The sequence below is a fragment of the Brevibacillus sp. HB1.4B genome (assembly GCF_013284285.1).
In the GTDB taxonomy this organism is placed as follows: Bacteria; Bacillota; Bacilli; order Brevibacillales; family Brevibacillaceae; genus Brevibacillus; species Brevibacillus porteri.
Genome location: NZ_JABSUT010000021.1, coordinates 13809 through 33420 on the forward strand (window position 1 = coordinate 13809; position 19612 = coordinate 33420).

The 19612-nt window shown below is 46.8% G+C and carries 23 protein-coding genes; all 23 read right to left on the bottom strand.

The features are described from left to right. Positions 1-873 (bottom strand): Hsp33 family molecular chaperone HslO, encoded by an 873-nt coding sequence (gene hslO / locus HP398_RS30040; protein ID WP_173624462.1) that lies wholly within the window; start codon positions 871-873, stop codon positions 1-3. A 188-nt stretch (positions 874-1061) separates the two neighbouring features. After that, positions 1062-2006 carry a sigma-70 family RNA polymerase sigma factor gene (locus HP398_RS30045; protein WP_017247006.1) on the bottom strand — a complete coding sequence of 315 codons (945 nt, stop codon included), beginning with the start codon at positions 2004-2006 and terminating at the stop codon, positions 1062-1064. Between the two features lie 250 nt (positions 2007-2256). After that, positions 2257-3216: an ABC transporter ATP-binding protein gene (locus HP398_RS30050; RefSeq protein ID WP_173624463.1), complete on the bottom strand. Its 960-nt coding sequence runs from the start codon at positions 3214-3216 to the stop codon at positions 2257-2259. 25 nt (positions 3217-3241) lie between these two features. After that, positions 3242-4159: a C40 family peptidase gene (locus HP398_RS30055; RefSeq protein ID WP_017247004.1), complete on the bottom strand. Its 918-nt coding sequence runs from the start codon at positions 4157-4159 to the stop codon at positions 3242-3244. 1 nt (position 4160) lies between these two features. Then, entirely contained in the window at positions 4161-5255 is a 1095-nt protein-coding gene (locus HP398_RS30060) for a dipeptide epimerase (RefSeq protein WP_017247003.1), read from the bottom strand. Between the two features lie 148 nt (positions 5256-5403). After that, positions 5404-7062 (bottom strand): peptide ABC transporter substrate-binding protein, encoded by a 1659-nt coding sequence (locus HP398_RS30065; RefSeq protein ID WP_173624464.1) that lies wholly within the window; start codon positions 7060-7062, stop codon positions 5404-5406. Positions 7063-7165: 103 nt separating this feature from the next. Then, on the bottom strand, positions 7166-8191 hold the full coding sequence (locus HP398_RS30070) for an ABC transporter ATP-binding protein (RefSeq protein WP_173624465.1): 1026 nt from the start codon (positions 8189-8191) through the stop codon (positions 7166-7168). Between the two features lie 5 nt (positions 8192-8196). After that, positions 8197-9084: an ABC transporter permease gene (locus HP398_RS30075; protein ID WP_371736826.1), complete on the bottom strand. Its 888-nt coding sequence runs from the start codon at positions 9082-9084 to the stop codon at positions 8197-8199. Positions 9085-9110: 26 nt separating this feature from the next. Next, positions 9111-10049 carry an ABC transporter permease gene (locus tag HP398_RS30080; RefSeq protein ID WP_017246999.1) on the bottom strand — a complete coding sequence of 313 codons (939 nt, stop codon included), beginning with the start codon at positions 10047-10049 and terminating at the stop codon, positions 9111-9113. Between the two features lie 163 nt (positions 10050-10212). Further along, entirely contained in the window at positions 10213-10554 is a 342-nt protein-coding gene (locus HP398_RS30085; RefSeq protein ID WP_012683929.1) for a DUF3870 domain-containing protein, read from the bottom strand. A gap of 137 nt (positions 10555-10691) precedes the next feature. Further along, positions 10692-11255: a hypothetical protein gene (locus tag HP398_RS30090; RefSeq protein ID WP_017246998.1), complete on the bottom strand. Its 564-nt coding sequence runs from the start codon at positions 11253-11255 to the stop codon at positions 10692-10694. 55 nt (positions 11256-11310) lie between these two features. After that, complete coding sequence (locus tag HP398_RS30095) at positions 11311-11733, bottom strand: hypothetical protein (RefSeq protein ID WP_173624466.1); 423 nt, start codon at positions 11731-11733, stop codon at positions 11311-11313. Continuing rightward, on the bottom strand, positions 11733-11885 hold the full coding sequence (locus HP398_RS30100; protein WP_007725191.1) for a hypothetical protein: 153 nt from the start codon (positions 11883-11885) through the stop codon (positions 11733-11735). The genes HP398_RS30095 and HP398_RS30100 overlap by 1 nt, the downstream gene beginning before the upstream one ends. 3 nt (positions 11886-11888) lie before the next feature. Next, complete coding sequence (locus tag HP398_RS30105; RefSeq protein WP_017246996.1) at positions 11889-12296, bottom strand: hypothetical protein; 408 nt, start codon at positions 12294-12296, stop codon at positions 11889-11891. A gap of 167 nt (positions 12297-12463) precedes the next feature. Further along, positions 12464-12667, bottom strand: coding sequence for a hypothetical protein (locus HP398_RS30110; protein WP_016738853.1), 204 nt, complete (start codon positions 12665-12667; stop codon positions 12464-12466). 29 nt (positions 12668-12696) lie between these two features. Beyond that, complete coding sequence (locus HP398_RS30115; RefSeq protein ID WP_007725181.1) at positions 12697-12843, bottom strand: hypothetical protein; 147 nt, start codon at positions 12841-12843, stop codon at positions 12697-12699. A 14-nt stretch (positions 12844-12857) separates the two neighbouring features. Further along, a complete protein-coding gene (locus tag HP398_RS30120; protein ID WP_173624467.1) occupies positions 12858-13697 on the bottom strand; it encodes a hypothetical protein in 840 nt (279 codons plus the stop codon). Beyond that, positions 13697-14401 carry a hypothetical protein gene (locus HP398_RS30125; RefSeq protein WP_254476477.1) on the bottom strand — a complete coding sequence of 235 codons (705 nt, stop codon included), beginning with the start codon at positions 14399-14401 and terminating at the stop codon, positions 13697-13699. The genes HP398_RS30120 and HP398_RS30125 overlap by 1 nt, the downstream gene beginning before the upstream one ends. 191 nt (positions 14402-14592) lie before the next feature. Further along, positions 14593-15945: an ATPase, T2SS/T4P/T4SS family gene (locus HP398_RS30130; RefSeq protein ID WP_017246992.1), complete on the bottom strand. Its 1353-nt coding sequence runs from the start codon at positions 15943-15945 to the stop codon at positions 14593-14595. Beyond that, positions 15945-17063 (bottom strand): hypothetical protein, encoded by a 1119-nt coding sequence (locus HP398_RS30135; RefSeq protein ID WP_173624469.1) that lies wholly within the window; start codon positions 17061-17063, stop codon positions 15945-15947. Before HP398_RS30135 ends, HP398_RS30130 begins: the two co-directional genes overlap by 1 nt. Next, positions 17060-17848 carry an SAF domain-containing protein gene (locus tag HP398_RS30140; RefSeq protein WP_017246990.1) on the bottom strand — a complete coding sequence of 263 codons (789 nt, stop codon included), beginning with the start codon at positions 17846-17848 and terminating at the stop codon, positions 17060-17062. The genes HP398_RS30135 and HP398_RS30140 overlap by 4 nt, the downstream gene beginning before the upstream one ends. Next, on the bottom strand, positions 17845-18723 hold the full coding sequence (locus tag HP398_RS30145; RefSeq protein WP_017246989.1) for a CpaE/TadZ family protein: 879 nt from the start codon (positions 18721-18723) through the stop codon (positions 17845-17847). The genes HP398_RS30140 and HP398_RS30145 overlap by 4 nt, the downstream gene beginning before the upstream one ends. 2 nt (positions 18724-18725) lie before the next feature. Then, complete coding sequence (locus HP398_RS30150; protein WP_069853023.1) at positions 18726-19490, bottom strand: hypothetical protein; 765 nt, start codon at positions 19488-19490, stop codon at positions 18726-18728. Between the last annotated feature and the right edge of the window lie 122 nt (positions 19491-19612).

A 19612-nucleotide genomic window follows, 5' to 3' on the forward strand; every position in this document is an offset into this window, starting at 1 on the left:
TTACATGTCTTTCAGGATGTCTTCCAACGCGGATCTGTCATAATGGTAACGTTCATTACAGAAATGACAGTGTACTTCTGCTTCGCCCAGTTCTTCAATCAGACCTTCCATTTCTTCGCGTCCCATGCTGATCAGTGCCTGAACCACCTTATCCGCTGTACATTTGCAGCTAAATTGAATCTCCGTGCGGCTCAGGATTTTTGGCTCATCCAATACGCGGGCCAAAATCTCTTCCGGAGTCAATCCTTCGCCAATCATGCGAGAAACCTGCGGAAGCTGCCCCAAACGTTCTTCAATGGCTGCTACAACCTCTTCTGGCGTATTCGGCAACAGCTGAAGAATGAATCCACCCGCAGCCAAAACAGAACGGTCCTCAGGATTAACCAGTACACCCACACCTACTGCTGAAGGCGTTTGCTCGGACATCACAAAATAATAAGTGAAGTCTTCCCCAATCTCACCAGAGACGATCGGCGAACTTCCTTGATACGGCTCCTTGAGACCGAGATCTTTCGTTACGTACACAAACCCGTCTGTTCCCACTGCACGCGCTACATCGAGCTTGCCTTTATCGTTTAGCTCAAAGTGGACCTGAGGGTTGGATACATAAGCGATTCCTTCACCATGTGCGTTTGCTTCCGCGATGATCTGCCCGATTGGTCCGCCTCCTTTTACTTTGACATAGAGGCTCTCGTTTCCTTTTAGCATAGCCCCCATCATCAAGGTAATGGTCAGCGTACGCCCCGCTGCTGCTGTCGCTGTATTCCACATGTCATGACGACGACGCATATCTTCGACAGATTCTGTCGTGCGTGCGGCAAATGCACGAACATGCCCATTAAAACCAGTTGCTCTTATCATATAATCGCCCATGTAGCGATCCTCCTTTTCAAACTACCTCTTTACATAGCGAAAAAATCATGAAGCTATCTTACCAGTTTACCACAAGGAGAAAAAGACTACGCTTCTCCCACTGTGAGTCTGACACTTTGTGAATTCGACCATTTCTGACAGAAAAAACCCCTCTGTATAAAGAGGGGCTGAAATAACCAAATCCTATGTTAGGTTAAATAATCTTTTAATACGTGTGAAGCTTTTTGCGTTCGCAATCGGTCAATCGTCGTCGCTTCAATTTGGCGAATACGCTCGCGGGTAAGACCAAACATTTTCCCCACTTCCTCCAGCGTATACACTTGATCATCATAGAGACCATAACGCATAGAGATAATTTCTTGGGCGCGGGGACTAAGTCGCTCCAACGCTGCACGCATCTGCGAGCGAAGGTCTACCTTTTCAATCCAGTCGTCCAGAGAGGACAACCCATCATCCATGATTTCTGCGTAGCTCAAGCTCTCGTCTTCATGCCAAGCCTGCCATTTCTCACTATCCAGCTCAGCGTCGATGGATTCCATCTTCATCATTAAAGCCAGTTCGATGGCATCCACCTTTTCTAGTGGGATATCCAAGAGTACGGCAATCTCCTGCCGATCAGGCGTGCGATTCAAAGCATGGACGAGATGTAGTACTTGCTTCTGATACTGGCGAATCTGCTCATGCATGTGGACAGGAATGCGAATCAAAGTTGCTTTGTCGTTGATGGCACGGGTGATCGCCTGAGAGATCCACCAGTGTGAGTAATGATAGAGACGCACGCCACGTCCCACATCAAATTTGTCAATCGCGGTAAACAAACCTATCGTGCCTTCCTGAATCAAATCCAGGAACGGCATCCCTCTTTTCAAATGGCGCAAAGCGGTACTAACTACGTATCGTAAATAGGCGCGCACAATCGTTTCACGTGCTTCAAGATCGCCATCCCTTTGATAGCGAATCAGGCAAGCAAGCTCTTCTTCTTTGTCCAACATGGGTGTTGCAGCGACGCTTTCCAAAAACAGTAGAGCAGAAGTGTCCGATCGAAGCGATCTAGGGACAACAATTCCCAACTGTGTCTCCACTTCCCGCCAGCGACGGGGAGTTGAATGGAACGAGGAGGTACTCAGAGTCATATGCAACCCTCACTTCTCTGGAATGAAGTTCACGATGAAGTAGGTGAGTCACGGAATGTTTTACTGTATCCGTATTTCGACAAAACCTGTTCGATTCCTGCCAGTTAACAGAATATTAACAGTTCTCCTCTCCGAATAGTTGATGTAAGCCCTTTCATAGGTTAAAGTTAAAAGTTTATGTAGAAAAAGCCATCCCCATTAATCAAGGATGGCAGAAAGACAATGTCGAATCTTCTGGCAAAATAGAAGACTATTGATACAAGTGACAGGCGACGAAGTGGTTGGTGTCTACTTCCTGCCAGATAGGCTTCTTTTCGGCGCATACTGCTTTGGCTACTGGACAACGTGTACGGAACACACAGCCGCTAGGTGGATTGATCGGGCTGGGAACGTCACCTTCGATAATGGTGCGCTCACGGCTTTTCTCCAAGTCGGGATCGGGGACAGGAATGGCCGACAACAACGCCTGCGTGTAAGGATGCTTCGGTGATTCGTAAAGAATTTCACTCGCAGTCATCTCGACCATATTACCCAAATACATGACGCCAATACGGTCACTGATGTGCTTGACCATCGCCAAATCATGCGCGATAAACAAATACGTCAGCTTTTGTTCCTGCTGCAATTTCTTCATTAAATTAACGACCTGTGCCTGAACCGAAACATCGAGTGCAGAAATCGGCTCATCGGCAATGATGAATGGTGGATTCACGGCAAGCGCACGGGCAATCCCAATCCGCTGTCGCTGACCACCACTGAACTCGTGCGGGAAACGGTTGGCATGCTCTTTCTGCAAACCAACCATCTCCAACAGCTCAATCACACGGTTCATCCGTTCCTTCCCTTTATATAGCCCGTTCAGATACAGGCCCTCCGATATGATTTCCGCAATGTTCATTCGGGGGTTCAGAGAAGCATACGGGTCCTGAAAAATCATTTGCATTTGGCGTGTCAGCTTACTCCGCACAGCAGATGATGCCTGATGGACGTTTTGCCCGTCAAAAATGACCTCACCTGTCGTCGGTTGATACAATCCGATGATTGTACGGCCTGTGGTCGATTTGCCGCAGCCAGATTCCCCTACCAGTCCAAACGTTTCCCCCTCGTATATATCGAAGGAAACATTGTCCGCTGCCGTAAGTGAGAGCCCTTTACCCAACGTAAAGGTTTTTGTCAGGTTCTTTACCTGGACCAGCTTCTTTCGTTCCATCTGGCCACTCCTCCCCGTTATCCGTTTACCAGTATCGTCTGGAGACGCAATGTTCCTTTTCGAGCTTGTAGCCATCCAGCTTGACGATCTCGATGGCACTTCGCGAATCCGGAGAATGAATCATTTCGCCATTGCCCATGTAAATGCCCACGTGATGGACTCTGCCTTTTCCTTCGTCATGGGCAAAAAACAACAAATCGCCTGGAAGCAAAGCTTCTTTTTCCACAAGCTGTCCGGCTTTTGCCTGATCAGATGCATCACGCGGAATCTGGAGACCGACAGAACGGTGCATGTTGTACGCAAATCCTGAGCAGTCATACCCGTAAGAGGACATGCCGCCCCATAAATAATGCAGGTTGAGGAATCGCTTACCCGCTTCTACGATTGCCTCTCCACGAATACCGGAAAGCTCGATGGGCTCGTTTGCTTTCACGATTTGGACGTCTGCTTTTGGCAAAAGTCCTGTGCCGTTCGGTGTCGCTACCGTTACCCAGTCCGCGGTTTCCTCGATCAGCGGTAGTTTGGTCAAGAAGGCAAGTTCCATGTCTGGCTTTTGATCAGGTGTATGTAGACGGGTAAACGCCGCCGTGACCATCGCCAGCTTTTGGCCTTGCTGTACCTCAAAAGCATCTGACCACGGTGCTAGCTGGCGAGAAGGCATCCAGCCCGGATAGCCTGTTGCGTTTTTGTTCGTAGTCTGATCAGGAATCAGAATTTGTGACCATTCCCCTTGCTCCTCGACTACCTCTACGCGCGTACCGTACAGCGCTTGGGTTTGAATCGCGTTTTGGTCGTAAAAACCAAGCTTCTCCTCCACAGTAAGGGAAGCGATCCAGCTTCGTACATCTACCGGGGATTGGAGTGCTACTTGGTCAATATCACGCGGCGACTCCGGCTTGGTCCACACAGTGGCAACAGAGACAGAAACAATGGCAGATTTCATCTTAGTTCTCCCCCTCCCACAGGCTGACGGAACGAATACCGAGCCCAGACTCTTCTGGCATGCGCATCACGCGGCCCTCGTACGTTACGCCACCCTCTATGCCATCGTGCAAAAGCATCAACGGAGCATCGAAATCAAAGCGGGTGATGTTCTTCTTGCTGGCTGCAAAATGAGCTGCTGCTGATACAGCCAGACGCGATTCGATCATACTGCCAACCATGCATGGAATACCGTACTCTTCAGCCAATTGGTTGATCAATTGTGCTTTGTAAATGCCGCCAGCTTTCATCAGCTTGATATTAATCATGTCAGCCGCACGTTTTTGCAAAACCTGCAGAGCCTGCGCTGGTGAAAACACACTCTCGTCAGCCATGATTGGCGTATCAACCGAATCTGTTACCCGCTTCAAGCCTTCCAGATCATGCGCTTTTACTGGCTGCTCAATGAGTTCGATGCCAAGACCCATGTCCTCCATTTTTCGAATGGATTGCACCGCTTCTTTTACATTCCATCCCTGGTTGGCATCAAGACGAATCTTTACCTGATTGCCCACGGATTTGCGAATTTCCTGGATGCGCAAAATGTCATCCTCGATATTGTCCTTGCCGACCTTGATTTTCAGTACGTTGAAGCCTTGCTTGAGATAGGCAGTCGCATCCTCGCCCATTTCTTTCGGGGAGTTCACGCTGACGGTATAGTCAGTCTCCAATTGGTCTCGGTAGCCACCCAGGAATTGATACAACGGCATTCCTGCGCGCTGAGAAATGAGGTCGTACAATGCAATGTCTACTGCTGCCTTCGCACTCGTATTCCCTACCATGGATTGATGCAAGGTTTGGAACACTCGTTCATAGGCAAGCAAATTCAAACCGATGAGCTGAGGTCTCATCGTGTTCATAATCGCCGACTCGATGCTCTCGATGCTGTCTCCGGTAATGACAACAGTAGCCGAAGCTTCGCCCCACCCGACCATACCGTTGTCGCAGGTGATTTTCACCAGAATCGATTCCAGGCTATGCACCGTACGCAAAGCCGTTTTAAAAGGCTTTTTCAAAGGAACAGATATTCGTTTTACTTCAATGGCTTGAATAATCATGTTTTCCTCCATCTTCTCCAGCACTTGTGCTTTCTTTCACTGTTTTTTCTAATAGACATACTAAATTATAGCACTATTAAAAATTCTAGCAAAAAAGGGGGGAGAGTCATTCCAGCCGCCTGAAATGACTTCTCCCAACTCACTCTTGTTACTTCACGACAGCTTTTCTCAGGTCTGTGTAGCTAAGTGAAGAGCTTTGTACCCCACTCACCTTGTCGCTTGAGAGCAAGGAAGTGTTGTAGAAATACAGCGGTGCGATTGGCGCTTCATCCAACAAGAGTTTTTCTGCATCATGCAGCAGCTTCAGACGTTTTGCATCGTCTGGCTCTTTGTATGCGTCTTGGATCAGCTTGTCGAATTGCGCATTGCTCCAACCCGTACGATTGCTTGCTGCCTTCGATTGGAAAATGTCGAGGAAGTTGATCGCATCACCGAAGTCGGGCAACCAGGAAGAACGAGCAATTTGATACTGCAATTGCTTTTGCATATCGGTCAAAACTTTTCCTTCTACTTTTTGCAGCTTCACATCTACGCCCAGCGTCTGCTTCCACATTTCTTGCGCGGCTTGTGCCGTTTTTTCGTTAGCCGTTCCGCTACGGTATGTGAGTGTAACTTCTGGTAGCTTTGTGTAGCCTTTTTCTTTCATTCCTAGTTCCAGGAGCTTCTTCGCTTCATCTGGGTTGAAGTTTACCAGTTCTCCGCCCACTTCACGGAATTGTCCTTCACCGTTGGCATCAGGCAAACCAAAAGATACGAAGCCTGTTCCCGGTTTTTGCTGACGCATCAGCACCAGGTCGACCAGTGTCTTACGGTCAATCGCCAAGCTAAAGGCTTTGCGAATATTGGCGTTATCAAATGGCTCCTTCGTTACGTTAAAACGATAGAACTCTGTACCTGCTCCGTCACGCACGAATACTTTGCCTTCTTTGAACAATTGGTCCGCCATGTCTGCAGGAACGGTTGTTGTTCTATGCAGCTCTTCGTTAGTAAACATTTGATACTCGGTATTCTCGTCATCAATCATTTTCCAAACGGCACCAGGCAGCGTTACGTTGGCTGCATCCCAGTAGGTATCGCTCTTCATGATTTTCAGTTCACTGTCATGCGCCCACTCTGTCAGCTTGAATGGTCCGTTTCCGACAAAGCTTGCTGCTTCTGCTGCCCATTTCGGATCTTTTTCTACAGTTGCTTTGTGTACAGGGAAGAAAGCTGGGTTGGATGCCAACAGGAGCGTCCAAGAAGCTGGTTGAGCGAGCACAACCTCTAGTGTCTTGTCGTCCAGAGCTTTTACTTTTACGCCATCCGCCGGTCCTTTCCCGCTGTTATATGCCTCCGCACCCTCAATAATGTACGCGAGGGATGCTGCTGGAGATGCCAGGGCAGGATCAAGCATGCGTTTCCACGCGAATTCGAAGTCCTGAGCCTTTACCGGTTCACCATTGGACCATTTGTTGTCACGCAGGGTAAAGGTGTAGGTTTTTCCATCCACGGAGATTGTCCATTCGGAAGCGGCCGCTGGTTGAGGCTTTTGATTTTCGTCCAGGCGGGTCAAGCCTTCCATCAAGTTGTTCAAAATGTTATAGGACGGCTCATCGAAACCAATTGGCGGGTCCAATGACGTCGGTTCCTTGATATTATTCAGCAAGAGGAGCTTTGCCGCTTGATCGCCCGGCGTCGGAGCGTTTGGCTGAGCCGTGTTGCCTGGTGCAGGCTCACTCGGTGCAGCTGGTTGACCCGATGTACATCCAGCCATGAGCATGGACACACCCAGCGTAGCCGTCAGCAACAATGTTGATAGTTTTTTCACTGTTTCTTCCCCCTTATTTTTTTGTTTTTGTATGACGTAAAAGGATAGCGCCGTCAGACGACACCCTCTTTTACACGAATGCACTGCCCTCGACAGCCATGAATCAGGTCCCCGTTGGCGGTTGCATCGACGCCAGCAACTTCTTCGCCCGTGGGTCCTGCAACCAACAGGAAACCGCGTGTTTGCTATGGACATGGGTCTCCGCAGGCTGGTAATTCCGACATACTTCCAACGCGTAGTCGCAGCGCGCAGCGAATGCACAGCCTATTGGCGGACGAAACAAATCTGGAGGTGTTCCAGGTATGGGGCTCAACGGAATAGAGCGATCCGCATCCAAACGAGGCATCGACGCCAGCAAGCCTTTTGTGTATGGATGCTGTGGATTGTAAAAAATGTCGCGAACAGGACCGGACTCTACTACTTTTCCGGCATACATGACGTTGACCCGATCCGCAATCTTGGCGACGACTCCCAAATCATGCGTGATAATAATGATCGAGACTCCCGTCTTTTGCTGAATGCTTTTGAACAGCTCGATGATTTGCGCCTGAATCGTTACATCCAACGCTGTCGTAGGCTCATCCGCAATCAAAATGGACGGCTTACAGACAAGCGCAATCGCAATCATGATCCGTTGGCGCATCCCGCCACTGAACTGATGGAGGTATTGCTTGAGACGACTTTCTGGATTGGCGATCCCGACCAAGGTGAGAATTTCAATCGCTTGCCGCTTGGCTTCGCTTCTGGCGACCTTTTGATGGCGAACGATTCCTTCCATAATCTGTTCACCAATGGTGATGGTCGGGTTGAGTGAAGTCATCGCATCTTGAAAAATCATGGAGATTTCTTTCCCACGCAGCTCACGCATTTGCTTTTCCGGCAGCTTTGCCAGGTCTTGCCCTTTAAAATGAATACTTCCACCTGCGATTTTTCCGATATGCTCTGGGATCAGACGCATGATGCTCCTTGCAGTCACGCTTTTCCCACATCCGGATTCACCAACAATCGCCAGTGTCTCCCCTTTGTTCAAGGTAAAGTTCACGTCCCGAACCGCGTTTACTTCACCGCCATGCGTCTTGAATGTGACCCGAAGCCCACTGACTTCCAGCAGCTTTTCCGTTTTATCCATGTTGCCTACCTCCTTGACTTCGGATCGAACGCATCACGCAAGCCATCACCGAGCACATTGAACGCGAGCATCGTCAGCGAGATTAGGAAAGCAGGGAAAAAGAGCCGCCACCAATGACCGGACAAAATGGTGGGGAGTCCATCGTTCGCCATCACACCCCAGCTAGCCATTGGCGCCTGAATACCGAGACCGAGGAAGCTCAGAAACGCCTCTGAAAAAATCGCAGATGGAACAGATAACGTGACATAGACAATGATGATGCCAATTGTGTTGGGCAGCAGGTGCTTGCGAATGATGTAGAAAGGCTTTGCCCCCATTGTTTTTGCCGCCAGTACGTACTCCGAGTTTTTCATTTGCAGGACCTGACCACGCACAGTCCGGGCCATCCCGATCCAGCCTGTCGCACTTAATGCGATAATAATGGTTAAAAGTCCGGGTCCCATGACGACCATCAACAAAATCACAACCAATAAATAAGGAAGGCCGTACAAAATATCGACGAAGCGCATCATGATATTATCGATTCGCCCGCCCAAATATCCGGCAATTCCTCCATACAAGACACCAATGAAAAAATCGATAAGAGCTGCTGTCAAACCGACAAACAGGGAAATGCGAGCACCATACCAAACACGTGTGAAAACATCACGGCCAAAATCATCAGTACCAAACCAATTCGCTTCCGATGGCGGTTTGTTTTTCATAATAATCGACTGTTTGGCGTATTCATGACCAGAGATCATCGGTCCAATCGTAGCCATAACCCCAAGCAAGATAATAACTACCAATCCCATCAGGGCCAGCTTGTTTCCTCTCAGACGAAGCCAAGCTTCTTGCCAAAACGTCAGTTGAGGTCGCACAATCGCTTCCGCATTGAGGTTGTCTTTACGCATGGGGATAAATAAATCATCAGAAACGATCATCCTTCGCTCTCCTTTCGATGTAGCTTAATTCGTGGATCAATGATGCCGTACAGGACATCGACGACAAACATCAGGAAAATTAAAAGTGCGCTATAGAAGACTGTCGTTCCCATAATGACGGAATAGTCACGGTTATTGATGCCAGCAACGAAGTATTTCCCCATCCCAGGAATCGCAAATATTTTTTCGATCACAAAGCTTCCCGTTAAAACGTTGGCAATCAATGCACCTAAAAGCGTGACGACAGGCAAAATTGCATTACGCAGCGCGTGCTTCAACACGATCGTTGCCGGAGACAGCCCTTTTGCGCGAGCGGTTTCAATATATTCCTGGGTCAACACTTCCAGCATGTTGGTACGGGTCAAACGAGCGATAATCGCAATCGGACCAAATGCCAATGCAAGCGCTGGCATAATCACATGCTGCCAAGTACCCCATGTTGCGGTCGGCAACAGCTTCCATTCGACCGCCAAATATTTGATTAATAAGGAAGCGACAACAAAGCTGGGAACAGATATCCCGATAACAGCAATAATCATGGCAAGGTAATCAATGAGACGGTTATGTCGTAGCGCGGCGATCACACCAAGGGCGATACCAGTGACAATCGCAAAGACGACAGAAATCAGACCGAGTTGAAAAGAAACGGGGAATCCACGGGCGATCATTTTGTTGACCGTATCTGAGCTGTTGGCAATCGATGGCCCAAGGTCAAACTGCAATAGCTTTTGCAAGTACAGCCCGTATTGGACGAGTAGTGGCTTATCCAGGTTGTAGTAGGCATTGAGGTTCGCAGCAACGGCTTCGTTTAATGCCTTTCCTTCTTTTTCAAAAGGAGATCCTGGAACGGCATGCATCAGGAAAAAGGTGAGGGTAATGATGAGCCATAACGTCACGATCATGGAGATAAATCTGCGGAAGACAAAAGATAGCAAGGACTCTCCTCCTTTTCATCAAAAATCAGTAAAACCATGTTGGTGGCAGTGACTGAACTCTCGTAATAAGCAAAAAACCCAGCAAATGCACGCGATCATGGCATTTGCTGGGTTTTACTTACGTGTATGCCGTGCATACGAATAAATAAAGCAGCGGGTGTATTCATTTGGTGACTGTGGCTTTATTTCTCGTGGAAACTGCTTGTTTGTACTTCTTTTGCGCGTCCTTGAACGCTGCGATCAATGTTTTTTGGGAAGATCCAAAATACCGAAAGCGAATCTCTTCACCAATTTCCTCCGACGCCATAATAGAATGACCGATAAAGATCGACCGAGCAAAGTCAGACGTCAGTTGAACCGTGGAGGAACAGGCCGCATCTACGATCTTGTCGTTGGAAGTATCGACAACCAATCCGATAAAAAAAGCACTGAATTGCTGTGTAATCGGATTGTTCGAAGAGGACTGTGCATCGCCTACGATATAAATGGTATCTTTATCAAACAAATCAATAACCCCACTTTTACTATGCTTAACGGACCGGCAAACGGGATGTTCGGAGAGCGACTTCCTCACAATCGCAAGCTGGGTAAGCACTTTCCTACATAGTACCAGAAGAATTTGCAATTTGTAAATAAGTCTGACTAATCTTTCAGTTCTTCTACAGATACGACTGGAAACGAATGTGGAGGCAGCATTGGCAGAAACGGTTGCTCGTCGATGTAGGCAACTACTACATGGGATGGACCGACCATTGTTTTCGGTGCAAGCTGCAGTTCCTCCCCCTGCTCAGTTACGACGGTAATCTGTAGCATGCCACCTCCCGGACGAGCTGGCCCTTCCGTTGCTCTCTCTGTCACGAGGGTTGTCCCATTGTACTGTAGGCGTAATTGGAGGTCATGGCGCCACGAACGGAAATCCACATAATAGCGCGAGAAAGGAATGGGATCAGTGGTCACACTGTCTGCTTGAGGGACGAACATGGCTTGCTCACGACGGTATCCACCGTTCTCGTACATTCTTTCATCAAAACGTTCAAGAGCCTCGTCTTCGAGCAGATCAATCACACCCTCTGTTTTCAATACAGGATCAACAGCAAAGGTGGCGTGATGATTAGACAACTCCAGGAGTATCTTCACTTCTGTTTTTTTCTGCATGGCGATGTCTGCATCGACAATAAACATACCTACCAGCAAAAAGAACAGCATCGTAGAAATGGATAAGATGTTAATACCCGTAACGATAGCCTCCTAACGGGAGCTTTTACAGATCGTAGTTCATGATGTTAACTGTACCTATTCTTTGAACTTGCAAGGAATCAGCCGGGATTGGAATCCATGAGGTAAAGCGGGGGTATGGAATTGCCAGCTCCACAACAAATTCATCTTCATGGCTCCATAGGACGGGATCAAGTGAACGAGTGCGAGTGCGAGTGACACTGATAGACAGGTCCTGATCTGACACGGAAAACTTTTTCTCCCTCAGCTCCCGAGTGATCAATGCCCGAACCTCTTGTTGCAAGTTGGCTTCATTCGTCCCCCCGTGGTTGCTGACGTATTTTGTAGCGGCCGCGCTCACTTCCAATAATTCGTTTCTGGCCTGAACAACCGTATGTACCTGTAAAAGTCCTAATGGAACGAGTAGCATAACCATAATGTTCAGAATCACAGCGATTAATTGACCCATTAGCCTGTACCAAAACGCGTGACTTCAGCGAGCAAATCACCGAAAAACTGCGTGCATGCCGAAAGGAGATTTTGCGGCCCGGTGAGAAGCAAGCCTACCGTCAAAGGCAAAACAATAGCCATTACAGCCAAAATGCTAATCATTTTATTCATGTACTACCACCCTGGATCAAAGTATTCGGACGGCCGGCTTCCCGTAAAGGAAAAGGATGTATCCCCCTCCACAAATTTGTGCAGCCATTGGGTCACTTTTGAAGGCTGGATGGTAACCGACAAGGTAATCGCCTCCTGCCGCTCTTTGCGAGCTCGCTCGCTCTCAGTTCGAGGCCAGCTCCCAGCAAACGCATCCTCTGTCACTTCCCAACCCAGTTCTTTCATTTTCAGAAGATAGTAATCTGCTAACGTCGGCTCCAAATACCCGATGTCCTGCATATCATCCAGTAAGTCAGCATAGATTCCACGGGCAATCGCCCTTTCCATTGCGTACAAGTGGTAAGCTCCCAATGCGGAAGTGACCAATAGAAGGACCAGTAGACAAATAAGAAAGACTTTTGCTTTCACCATCGTTTTAGAAACGCCAACTCCTCTTTAATGGAAGATGACCGTCGCTGCTCGATACACCCTTTCTTTTTGTGTCTGTTTAAGCTGCTCCTCTGGCTGGAGATTCCAAAGTACCGCGCACAAACTCCCTACCATAATCGAAATGATGAGAAGAACGTGGATGTGCAGCATCACTTTGACGATGTATAAGATGTGCCGTTTTGCATCCTGAAGTTGATGTTTTCATTTCGGGTATCGTAATTCAGCGATGTGATGGATTGATTAATGCTCTCGGCAGAATCGTTTGCCGCCGGGCTTAACTCATTGCCATAGCTGCTGACACCGATCCCTAACACCATGACGCATGCTAAAAATATAAAAAACATTTTCGACATCTCGAATTTCCCCTTTTCTCTTACGTGATTTAAGGTATGGCTTTGTCGATCCACCCAACTGCTCGATCTCTCAGCCCGTCTTCTCTCACTACCGATGTGTTTATTTCGGACAAGCTAGAAACGATTATTCCTAAAGAGAAAACGATGCACATGATGATAGATAATAGCTTGGTCATGAGTTTTCTCCTCCTCAGATCAAATATTTATCCAGAATTTCTGTAAGCAGCTTGTACCAGGGAAACATGGCGACCAATAATCCCATGTAAAATGCCGGGTAGACAATAACCGTGTAGCCGATCCCCAAAGACTTTATCTTTTTTCGATGACGGAACATTCGTCGATGATCGACAGCCCACTCCATTCGTTGCATAGTTGCACTTACTTGTCCTTCGCTCAGCGTTTCAATTGTACGCATGCTCGATACGAGGATAATTCCGTCGTCGACGCCAATCTTGCGTTTAAAGCTCTCAAGTGCTTCATTAGAGTCCCTGTTCCACTCAGATAAAGTAGGGATATACTCCTTTAGCTTTCTAGTCGGTCTTGCTGCCTTGACCATGGCATTGTAAATGGGCACCTGATTTTCTAGAAGGGTCACATAGCGATTGATAAATCTGGCGATATCTGTGCTCAGCATATCCTCCCTGTGATTTGCCCACATCTTCAAGCCCATGTACGGAAGCATGTAACTCCCTGCAGATGCCAGGCACATCGACAGAAGTGGAAATGATTCCATTCGACTCACGACGATCCACATAAGAATCAGGATGCAAACGGTACTTCCAGTCAACAATTGCAGAAACACCCACTCCGGTTTTCCCCATCCAAAAGGCCTTCCTGCTCGTGATAGTAACTGATCCCATTTGTCGTCTTCGTCAGGCTTGAGTGCCTGCTCCCACTTTCCCCACCACGCCCCGGAAACAAACAGCTTCGGCTTTTGCTTGTGAAACAAATACTTCCCGATCATAAACGTTGCACTAAAAACAAATAGAGCGCCTAACCCAAGGTAGGTATACATGACTAGCATTGGCATTAGCGATATCTCCTTCCCCAAATAAACGCCAACAGGATCGAAAAAGTCCACACAGTCGCCGCAATTGCTAATATGGCCTGTCCATCTGGCGTGTAGAAATAGAGACGATAGGAATCTTGAAGCAACCCCTGGTTGTAGGGGATCAAACAAATGCAAATCGCTATGACGATAAGCAGGCTGATCCAAATGGAGTATATTTCACTATCACGCTCATGCTTTTCATCTTGTTGTACAAACATCTCATTCGTTAACCGGTTTAAAGGTGATTGAATATCTTCTGTTTCTCCTTCCAAACCGCTGGAAATATACGTTGCAAAATCAAAAGCCCACGGATGGTCCAGTCTCTTCGCAAATTGTTCTACTGCCGCAACCGAGTTTCCCCCATCCGAAAGGCTATTGTTTAGCAGAAGGAGGTCAGGTAATAACTCTTTGGGGCATTCCTCTATCATTTCGCGAAAGGTAAGGACGATGTTTTTGCGACTGTTATAATAACGGGCAAACAACTCTACGAATCGACAGAAGGAGCTGATTTTTTTATTCATTTGTACGGTATAGCGTGCGTATAGAATCAGTGTTGGCAGCAAGAGGAATAAGAGAAAAAGCGACAAGGATACGATCATATTTCCTAACAAAATACCCGAGATGAATCCCGCAATCCCGCCAATCATGGATAGTAATAAGTACCCTTCTGGTGTACCTCCCACGATTTGACACCAACGTTCAAAACGTTCATACATCATGCGCCGGGTTGAATGCCTTAAAAATTTCTCTCTCCATACCTCAACTGTACGCGGGAAGAATACGCGTGGACTTCTCCATCCCTTATACAGGTGTAAGCCGAGAAACAGAAAGCCAGAGAAGAGACATAGAAACACCGGGAAAAGAAATGTGTAAATCATAGCTGCCTGCCTATATCGGTAAGACGTAGCTCTTTCAACACTTCAATGTCTGCTTTGCCGACGTAACACATGTATTCAACTAAATGTGGGCTCAGTTGATTTCCCGTCCATTCATAAGCTCCCGTCTGCATGTTGCGACCTACTAGGGGAATAGATTCCACTCGGTTAAAAGATGAATTCCACTCCGTCGTATGAATGGCATCAACAAAACGGTGACCACTGTTGCGGTATGTAAGCGAATTGACAAAATTGACTGCCCTGCTAATCCGCTCCTGGGTCAATTCGACACTCCGTCCTCCGTATTGATAAACAAGATCGGTCAAATCATGTAGCGCTCTATGCGCAAATCGTTCGTGCATCGCTCCGATTGTAGCGTCCGTCCCTCTGATTCCGGCATTTATAAAATGGTACGCTTCTATGGGCTCGCGAATTTCTCCAATCAAAATCGTATTTGCGGTTGATCGGTACATGTCTTTGAAGCAATGCTCTAATTCAATGCCGATTTCCTCCACGTTTTGGAGTTCAATCACTTCACCTGGCCAAATATCACCAAATCGCATCTCATGTTCACTTTCAAAGATCGTGACATATTCTGTCCGAGGGTCCTTCAGCTTCATCATACACATCATCAATGTTGTTTTCCCTGCAGCCATCGGTCCAATAACCAGTACATTGCTGCGTCCGTATACTTGCTGTTCCATTAGCCATTGAATTCTTTCGTCGAAGGCCGACTGTTGCTGTGTACGGAGTTGATCGAGTGAAAAGGTAGGCGTTGTAAATCGTCTAACCAGAATGGTCGGTACTCTAGAATAAGGGAAAGTAAACATAGTCAATCTCGCTTTTAGTGAATGTAAGTATCCGCTCAATCTAGGTTTTTTCTCGTTAAAAGATAGCCCCGCTGTATTGGTCAACTTTTGTTGGAGGGTTTCAACCTCTTTCCAGCTTGGTGTGTAAGAGAGAAATTTTTTGACCCCTTGCTCCAAGTAGGCAATGTTGCGGTTTGCAGAAATTCGCACTTCCTCTACCCACGGAGACAAATGGAGGACCGCATCGAGTATGCCCCACCCGTATGTAGAAAAGGTGAGCCCTTCGTAACCGTTGACATGCGGCAAAATTTGTTCGGTTACTGGTCGTTGGAGGACTTCCTCAAAATAATGCTGCAAGCGAAGAATAATATGGTTGTGACTATCACGATCTCCCTGTTCTGCCAAAGCGAGAATTCGCTGCATCTCTAGCTTCTCTTCTCGCGTTTTGCCAAAATGATTTAAATAATCTCTTGCTGCTTGTTTAATGTCCTCGATGGTTTGGATGCCCGATCCAACTGGTTGTTCTCGTTCTATCCCTCTCATCAGCAAAACACCGCACTTTTATCCATATATTGTGCCTTAGCAATTTCCTTCAAACTGCTGATGTAGGATTTGGGAGGGAAAAACTCTTCTATTAATACACTGCAACTCTGATGAGATTGATTGAGCCTGCTCTCCGAAATTCGTGGTACTACACCGTAGACCGAAACATCCTCCCCGATTCGAAAGGGTTGCCCAGGCTCTAAATGACTGAGCAGAACCTCGCATTTCACTCCTCTTTCTCTCCATTTATGCAGCCACTCTTTGGCACTATCGATACTAAAGGGATCAGCTCTCACGAATAAAAGATTGCGGTCAACAGTATGAAGCAATCGCTGTAGAGTCTCAGACTCAGGAAAGCAGTAACCCCAATCGACGTAGACAAAGTCAAATTGCATGCGAAACACATTAATTAGATTGCTTAATTCTGAGCTTTTCCATTTGCTAGCAGCATGTGCGTAATACAGATTAGGCAAGTGTACGCTCTGTTTGCAGACCTTGCTCCAGTTACGCTTGGCAGTTGTTTGTATATCGATAAAGTCAGGACGAAATGAAGATAATTGATGTTGTTGGAGTTTGAAGAAACGTGTTAAATCCGGCTTAGCGTCATTCATATCAAGTACGACAATTCGCTTTTCAGGATGCTGTCTCGCTAGTATGACGGGATAATTAATACAAAAGGTAGTAATGCCAGAAGCTCCGTAGCTCAATAAAGCGTAAACCAGCCCCTTTTCTTTTGACGATCCGATATCTGCACACTCTTGCACAAGGCCTAGAATCAGACTGATTTGATGGCGTATTTCTTCTTGAGATAAATGAGCTGATAACAGGTATACATGCTCTAGCTCAGACTCCTCCGCTACCTTCTCAATCATCTTCTCATCCCGATAGAGAGGAACAATAATTAACGGTGAGTTAGGCGGGAGCTGTGCTTTCAGAGCCGGAAGCCATTCCCAAACGGGAGAGGTGAACATTTCAGAAAAGATCACGGTAGCTTCTGGCATATAAAGCTGCACAAGCCGCGAAAACTCTTCCGCCGACTCAGCTACCAGTACATCACTGTACACAGGCATATACGTCTTGGCGAGTGACTTCATCGGATAACAAACTAAAATTTTCATGACGCTTGCTCCTTTGAACCCATGATATGACCTACCTGAAGCATCCCATATGACATTGCCTCGCTTACTATCACATACTCCTCGTCTGTCAAATTAAAGCCGATAAAAGCTGGTAGTGCTGTTGGCTGAACCCGGTAGTCACGATATCGTTTTTCGCCATTCTGCAACGGCTTTTCTCGTGATCCATGAAAGATGGAATCCATCTGATCAGGCGATGGCAACAAGCTCGGCTTTAATGTATAGATCTCAATACCATTACTGTCCCTCACGCTTGCAAGCTGACTTTCAAATAACAAATCTGCCGTATCATTGGTTTTTCGAAAATGCAGTGGTGCAGGATAGTCTTGCAGCTCCGAGAGATTCTTGTATTTGACCCAAATTTTCACATGATCGCCTTTGCGTAATTCCGTTAAAGGATGAATGGATAGTAGGGGGAACTCGTAGCGCGCCTCCCCTTTTTCTGGTAAAAGCTGCGTATCTGTCAGCTTTTCCACTAATAATTGTTCGCCTTCATATATAGTCTGCGTGCTCCTTTTCCCCAGAACAGTATCCAAATCACGCGCTGAGCCTGGAAGAATTTCATCCACTTCTTCCTGTACAAGTATCACATCATCTTGTGTAATCGGCTCGAAGGCTGATATTTCTTTCCCTGCAGCTACTTTTACAACTGGGGCAAACAGCTTTTCCGCAGCCATCGCGTCAATATACTGAGTGGCTGCATAAAAGGACGACCCTGCTAGCAGAAACGAAATTAAGCAAATGACAAGCAATGTTTGCTTCTTCATAACATCCTTCCTTTATAAGCATGAATCAATGACTGAAACTCGATCTCTTCCTCTGGGAAAAGCTCCAATAGTAGGTTGGCTTTAGCGCTTGCCATTGCTGTTTTCTCTCCATCCATCAACGGAATCATGTCAGTTACCTGTGCAGCTCCAGGCTGCTGATCCCATAATGAGAGCGTTCCTTCTACTTTTTTCATGACGCTTGTCCGAGACAATTGGCTATTCCACTTGTTTGCTATCATTTTTATTTTTCTTCTTTCTGTCTTCCACCAAGCAGGGGCTTGATCTACCAGGAACAAACGGGTAAGTCTAGCCAAATCTGCATCAAATACTACCCATATTTCGTCGGCATGCTCAAAAATTTGTTTAGAGTAGAGATCATTCCAGTAGGAAGAAACATCAATGACAACAATGGGACTATCCTTACAAATCCGTAGTAACCAGTTGGCTGTATCTGTTTGAGAAGATTCGTGCTGAAGTTGTGCTGGGGAATCTATCTGGATGCGAAGATGGTTATTCTGCATGAGGAGCGATGGTGTAGGAGAATCTCTTACTTGTTGTCGAACTCTACGTTCAAAATCAAGTGCAAAATAATAATAGGAAGTCACTTTTGGTAACTCGCAAAGGGTGACAGGAATGCCTTTTCCTGACCATGCATACGCTAGGTTACTTGCAAGAAAACTAGCTCCAGCCTGTGCATACAAACTCATAACAGCAATACATTTACGCTGATACGACTCCTGTTGCTCAACTATTTGTGGCAAAGCAAGCTTTTCTTTAAGCACTCTCCAATGCCGCTCTTCCTCAATTGACTGTGAAAACTCCTGTTGCTCCAAATCTCGGAACCTGGAGACAAAGCGGCTCATTTGGTGAAACATGATTATCCCACCTGGGAATCATTTGATTTATTTTTACTGGCAATGTATTTCTCAAATTTCTCAACCATCTCTCGAACAGTGAGGGACTTGCGATGATAATAGTATATTTTGCGCAGCCGCTCTCGTTCCTGAGCTGTCATTTCTGGTCTCACTTTCATGGCTAGCTCGATTAACAGAGCGAGCTCGACGTTGTTAGGTCTTCCTCTTCTCGGTGGATTGGCAAATAGCTCCTGCTGCTTTTTATTAAATGCGTTTGGGTACTCTACCAGCCACATGTCTACCAACGTTTCAATATCTTCATGTGTACGTACTCCAAGCTTCATCAAGTATTTAAAATATGTGGGGATGGGACGCTCACGTATCTGCCCATTTTGCCAACGGGCAAGGAATCCATTTGGCATAGTAAGGAGCTTGGTTACGTCCCGGATGAGTGCTATCCGATTGGGCGATTGGTATTGAACGACTGCTTCCTTTACTAGCGTAAACAAAATGTCATGATAACTGACGCCTTTATACCCGCTTCCATACTCTGTGATGTACCATTCCTCAACTGCTCGATCAAAATCTCTCCGGCAATTCGATAACTGAAGCTGATTCAGATGCTCATAAAACTCTTCCAGATCATACTGAACCATAAACTCTTCCTGGTAATCTCCAAAAACAAAAGCAATAAAGGATTCCTTAAACTCTTCCAATGACAACAATGTCAGCTTGTTTGTCTCCTCATAGCAGCGGTTGACTAATTCGATTGCACTCTTTGCCAACACGTCAAAATACCCCCATTTTCCTTTTTATAGAGCGATAGATATTCTCCAACAGCATTCTCGACTCGTCGAATCTTATTTAGCCTGATAAACCAGGCATTTCGCTTTATGGGTCGCCTCACACG

Bases quoted from the DNA above. Each gene is read 5' to 3' on its own strand.
- HP398_RS30055 (WP_017247004.1), bottom strand. From the start codon at position 4,159: ATGAAATCTGCCATTGTTTCTGTCTCTGTTGCCACTGTGTGGACCAAG.
- HP398_RS30095 (WP_173624466.1), bottom strand. From the start codon at position 11,733: ATGGGTCAATTAATCGCTGTGATTCTGAACATTATGGTTATGCTACTC.
- HP398_RS30115 (WP_007725181.1), bottom strand. From the start codon at position 12,843: ATGACCAAGCTATTATCTATCATCATGTGCATCGTTTTCTCTTTAGGA.
- HP398_RS30120 (WP_173624467.1), bottom strand. From the start codon at position 13,697: ATGCCAATGCTAGTCATGTATACCTACCTTGGGTTAGGCGCTCTATTT.
- HP398_RS30090 (WP_017246998.1), bottom strand. From the start codon at position 11,255: ATGCTGTTCTTTTTGCTGGTAGGTATGTTTATTGTCGATGCAGACATC.
- HP398_RS30140 (WP_017246990.1), bottom strand. From the start codon at position 17,848: ATGAAGAAGCAAACATTGCTTGTCATTTGCTTAATTTCGTTTCTGCTA.
- HP398_RS30060 (WP_017247003.1), bottom strand. From the start codon at position 5,255: ATGATTATTCAAGCCATTGAAGTAAAACGAATATCTGTTCCTTTGAAA.
- HP398_RS30110 (WP_016738853.1), bottom strand. From the start codon at position 12,667: ATGTCGAAAATGTTTTTTATATTTTTAGCATGCGTCATGGTGTTAGGG.
- HP398_RS30145 (WP_017246989.1), bottom strand. From the start codon at position 18,723: ATGTTTCACCAAATGAGCCGCTTTGTCTCCAGGTTCCGAGATTTGGAG.
- HP398_RS30105 (WP_017246996.1), bottom strand. From the start codon at position 12,296: ATGGTGAAAGCAAAAGTCTTTCTTATTTGTCTACTGGTCCTTCTATTG.
- HP398_RS30045 (WP_017247006.1), bottom strand. From the start codon at position 2,006: ATGACTCTGAGTACCTCCTCGTTCCATTCAACTCCCCGTCGCTGGCGG.
- HP398_RS30075 (WP_371736826.1), bottom strand. From the start codon at position 9,084: ATGCGTAAAGACAACCTCAATGCGGAAGCGATTGTGCGACCTCAACTG.
- HP398_RS30135 (WP_173624469.1), bottom strand. From the start codon at position 17,063: ATGAAAATTTTAGTTTGTTATCCGATGAAGTCACTCGCCAAGACGTAT.
- HP398_RS30050 (WP_173624463.1), bottom strand. From the start codon at position 3,216: ATGGAACGAAAGAAGCTGGTCCAGGTAAAGAACCTGACAAAAACCTTT.
- hslO (WP_173624462.1), bottom strand. From the start codon at position 873: ATGGGCGATTATATGATAAGAGCAACTGGTTTTAATGGGCATGTTCGT.
- HP398_RS30100 (WP_007725191.1), bottom strand. From the start codon at position 11,885: ATGAATAAAATGATTAGCATTTTGGCTGTAATGGCTATTGTTTTGCCT.
- HP398_RS30130 (WP_017246992.1), bottom strand. From the start codon at position 15,945: ATGAGAGGGATAGAACGAGAACAACCAGTTGGATCGGGCATCCAAACC.
- HP398_RS30070 (WP_173624465.1), bottom strand. From the start codon at position 8,191: ATGGATAAAACGGAAAAGCTGCTGGAAGTCAGTGGGCTTCGGGTCACA.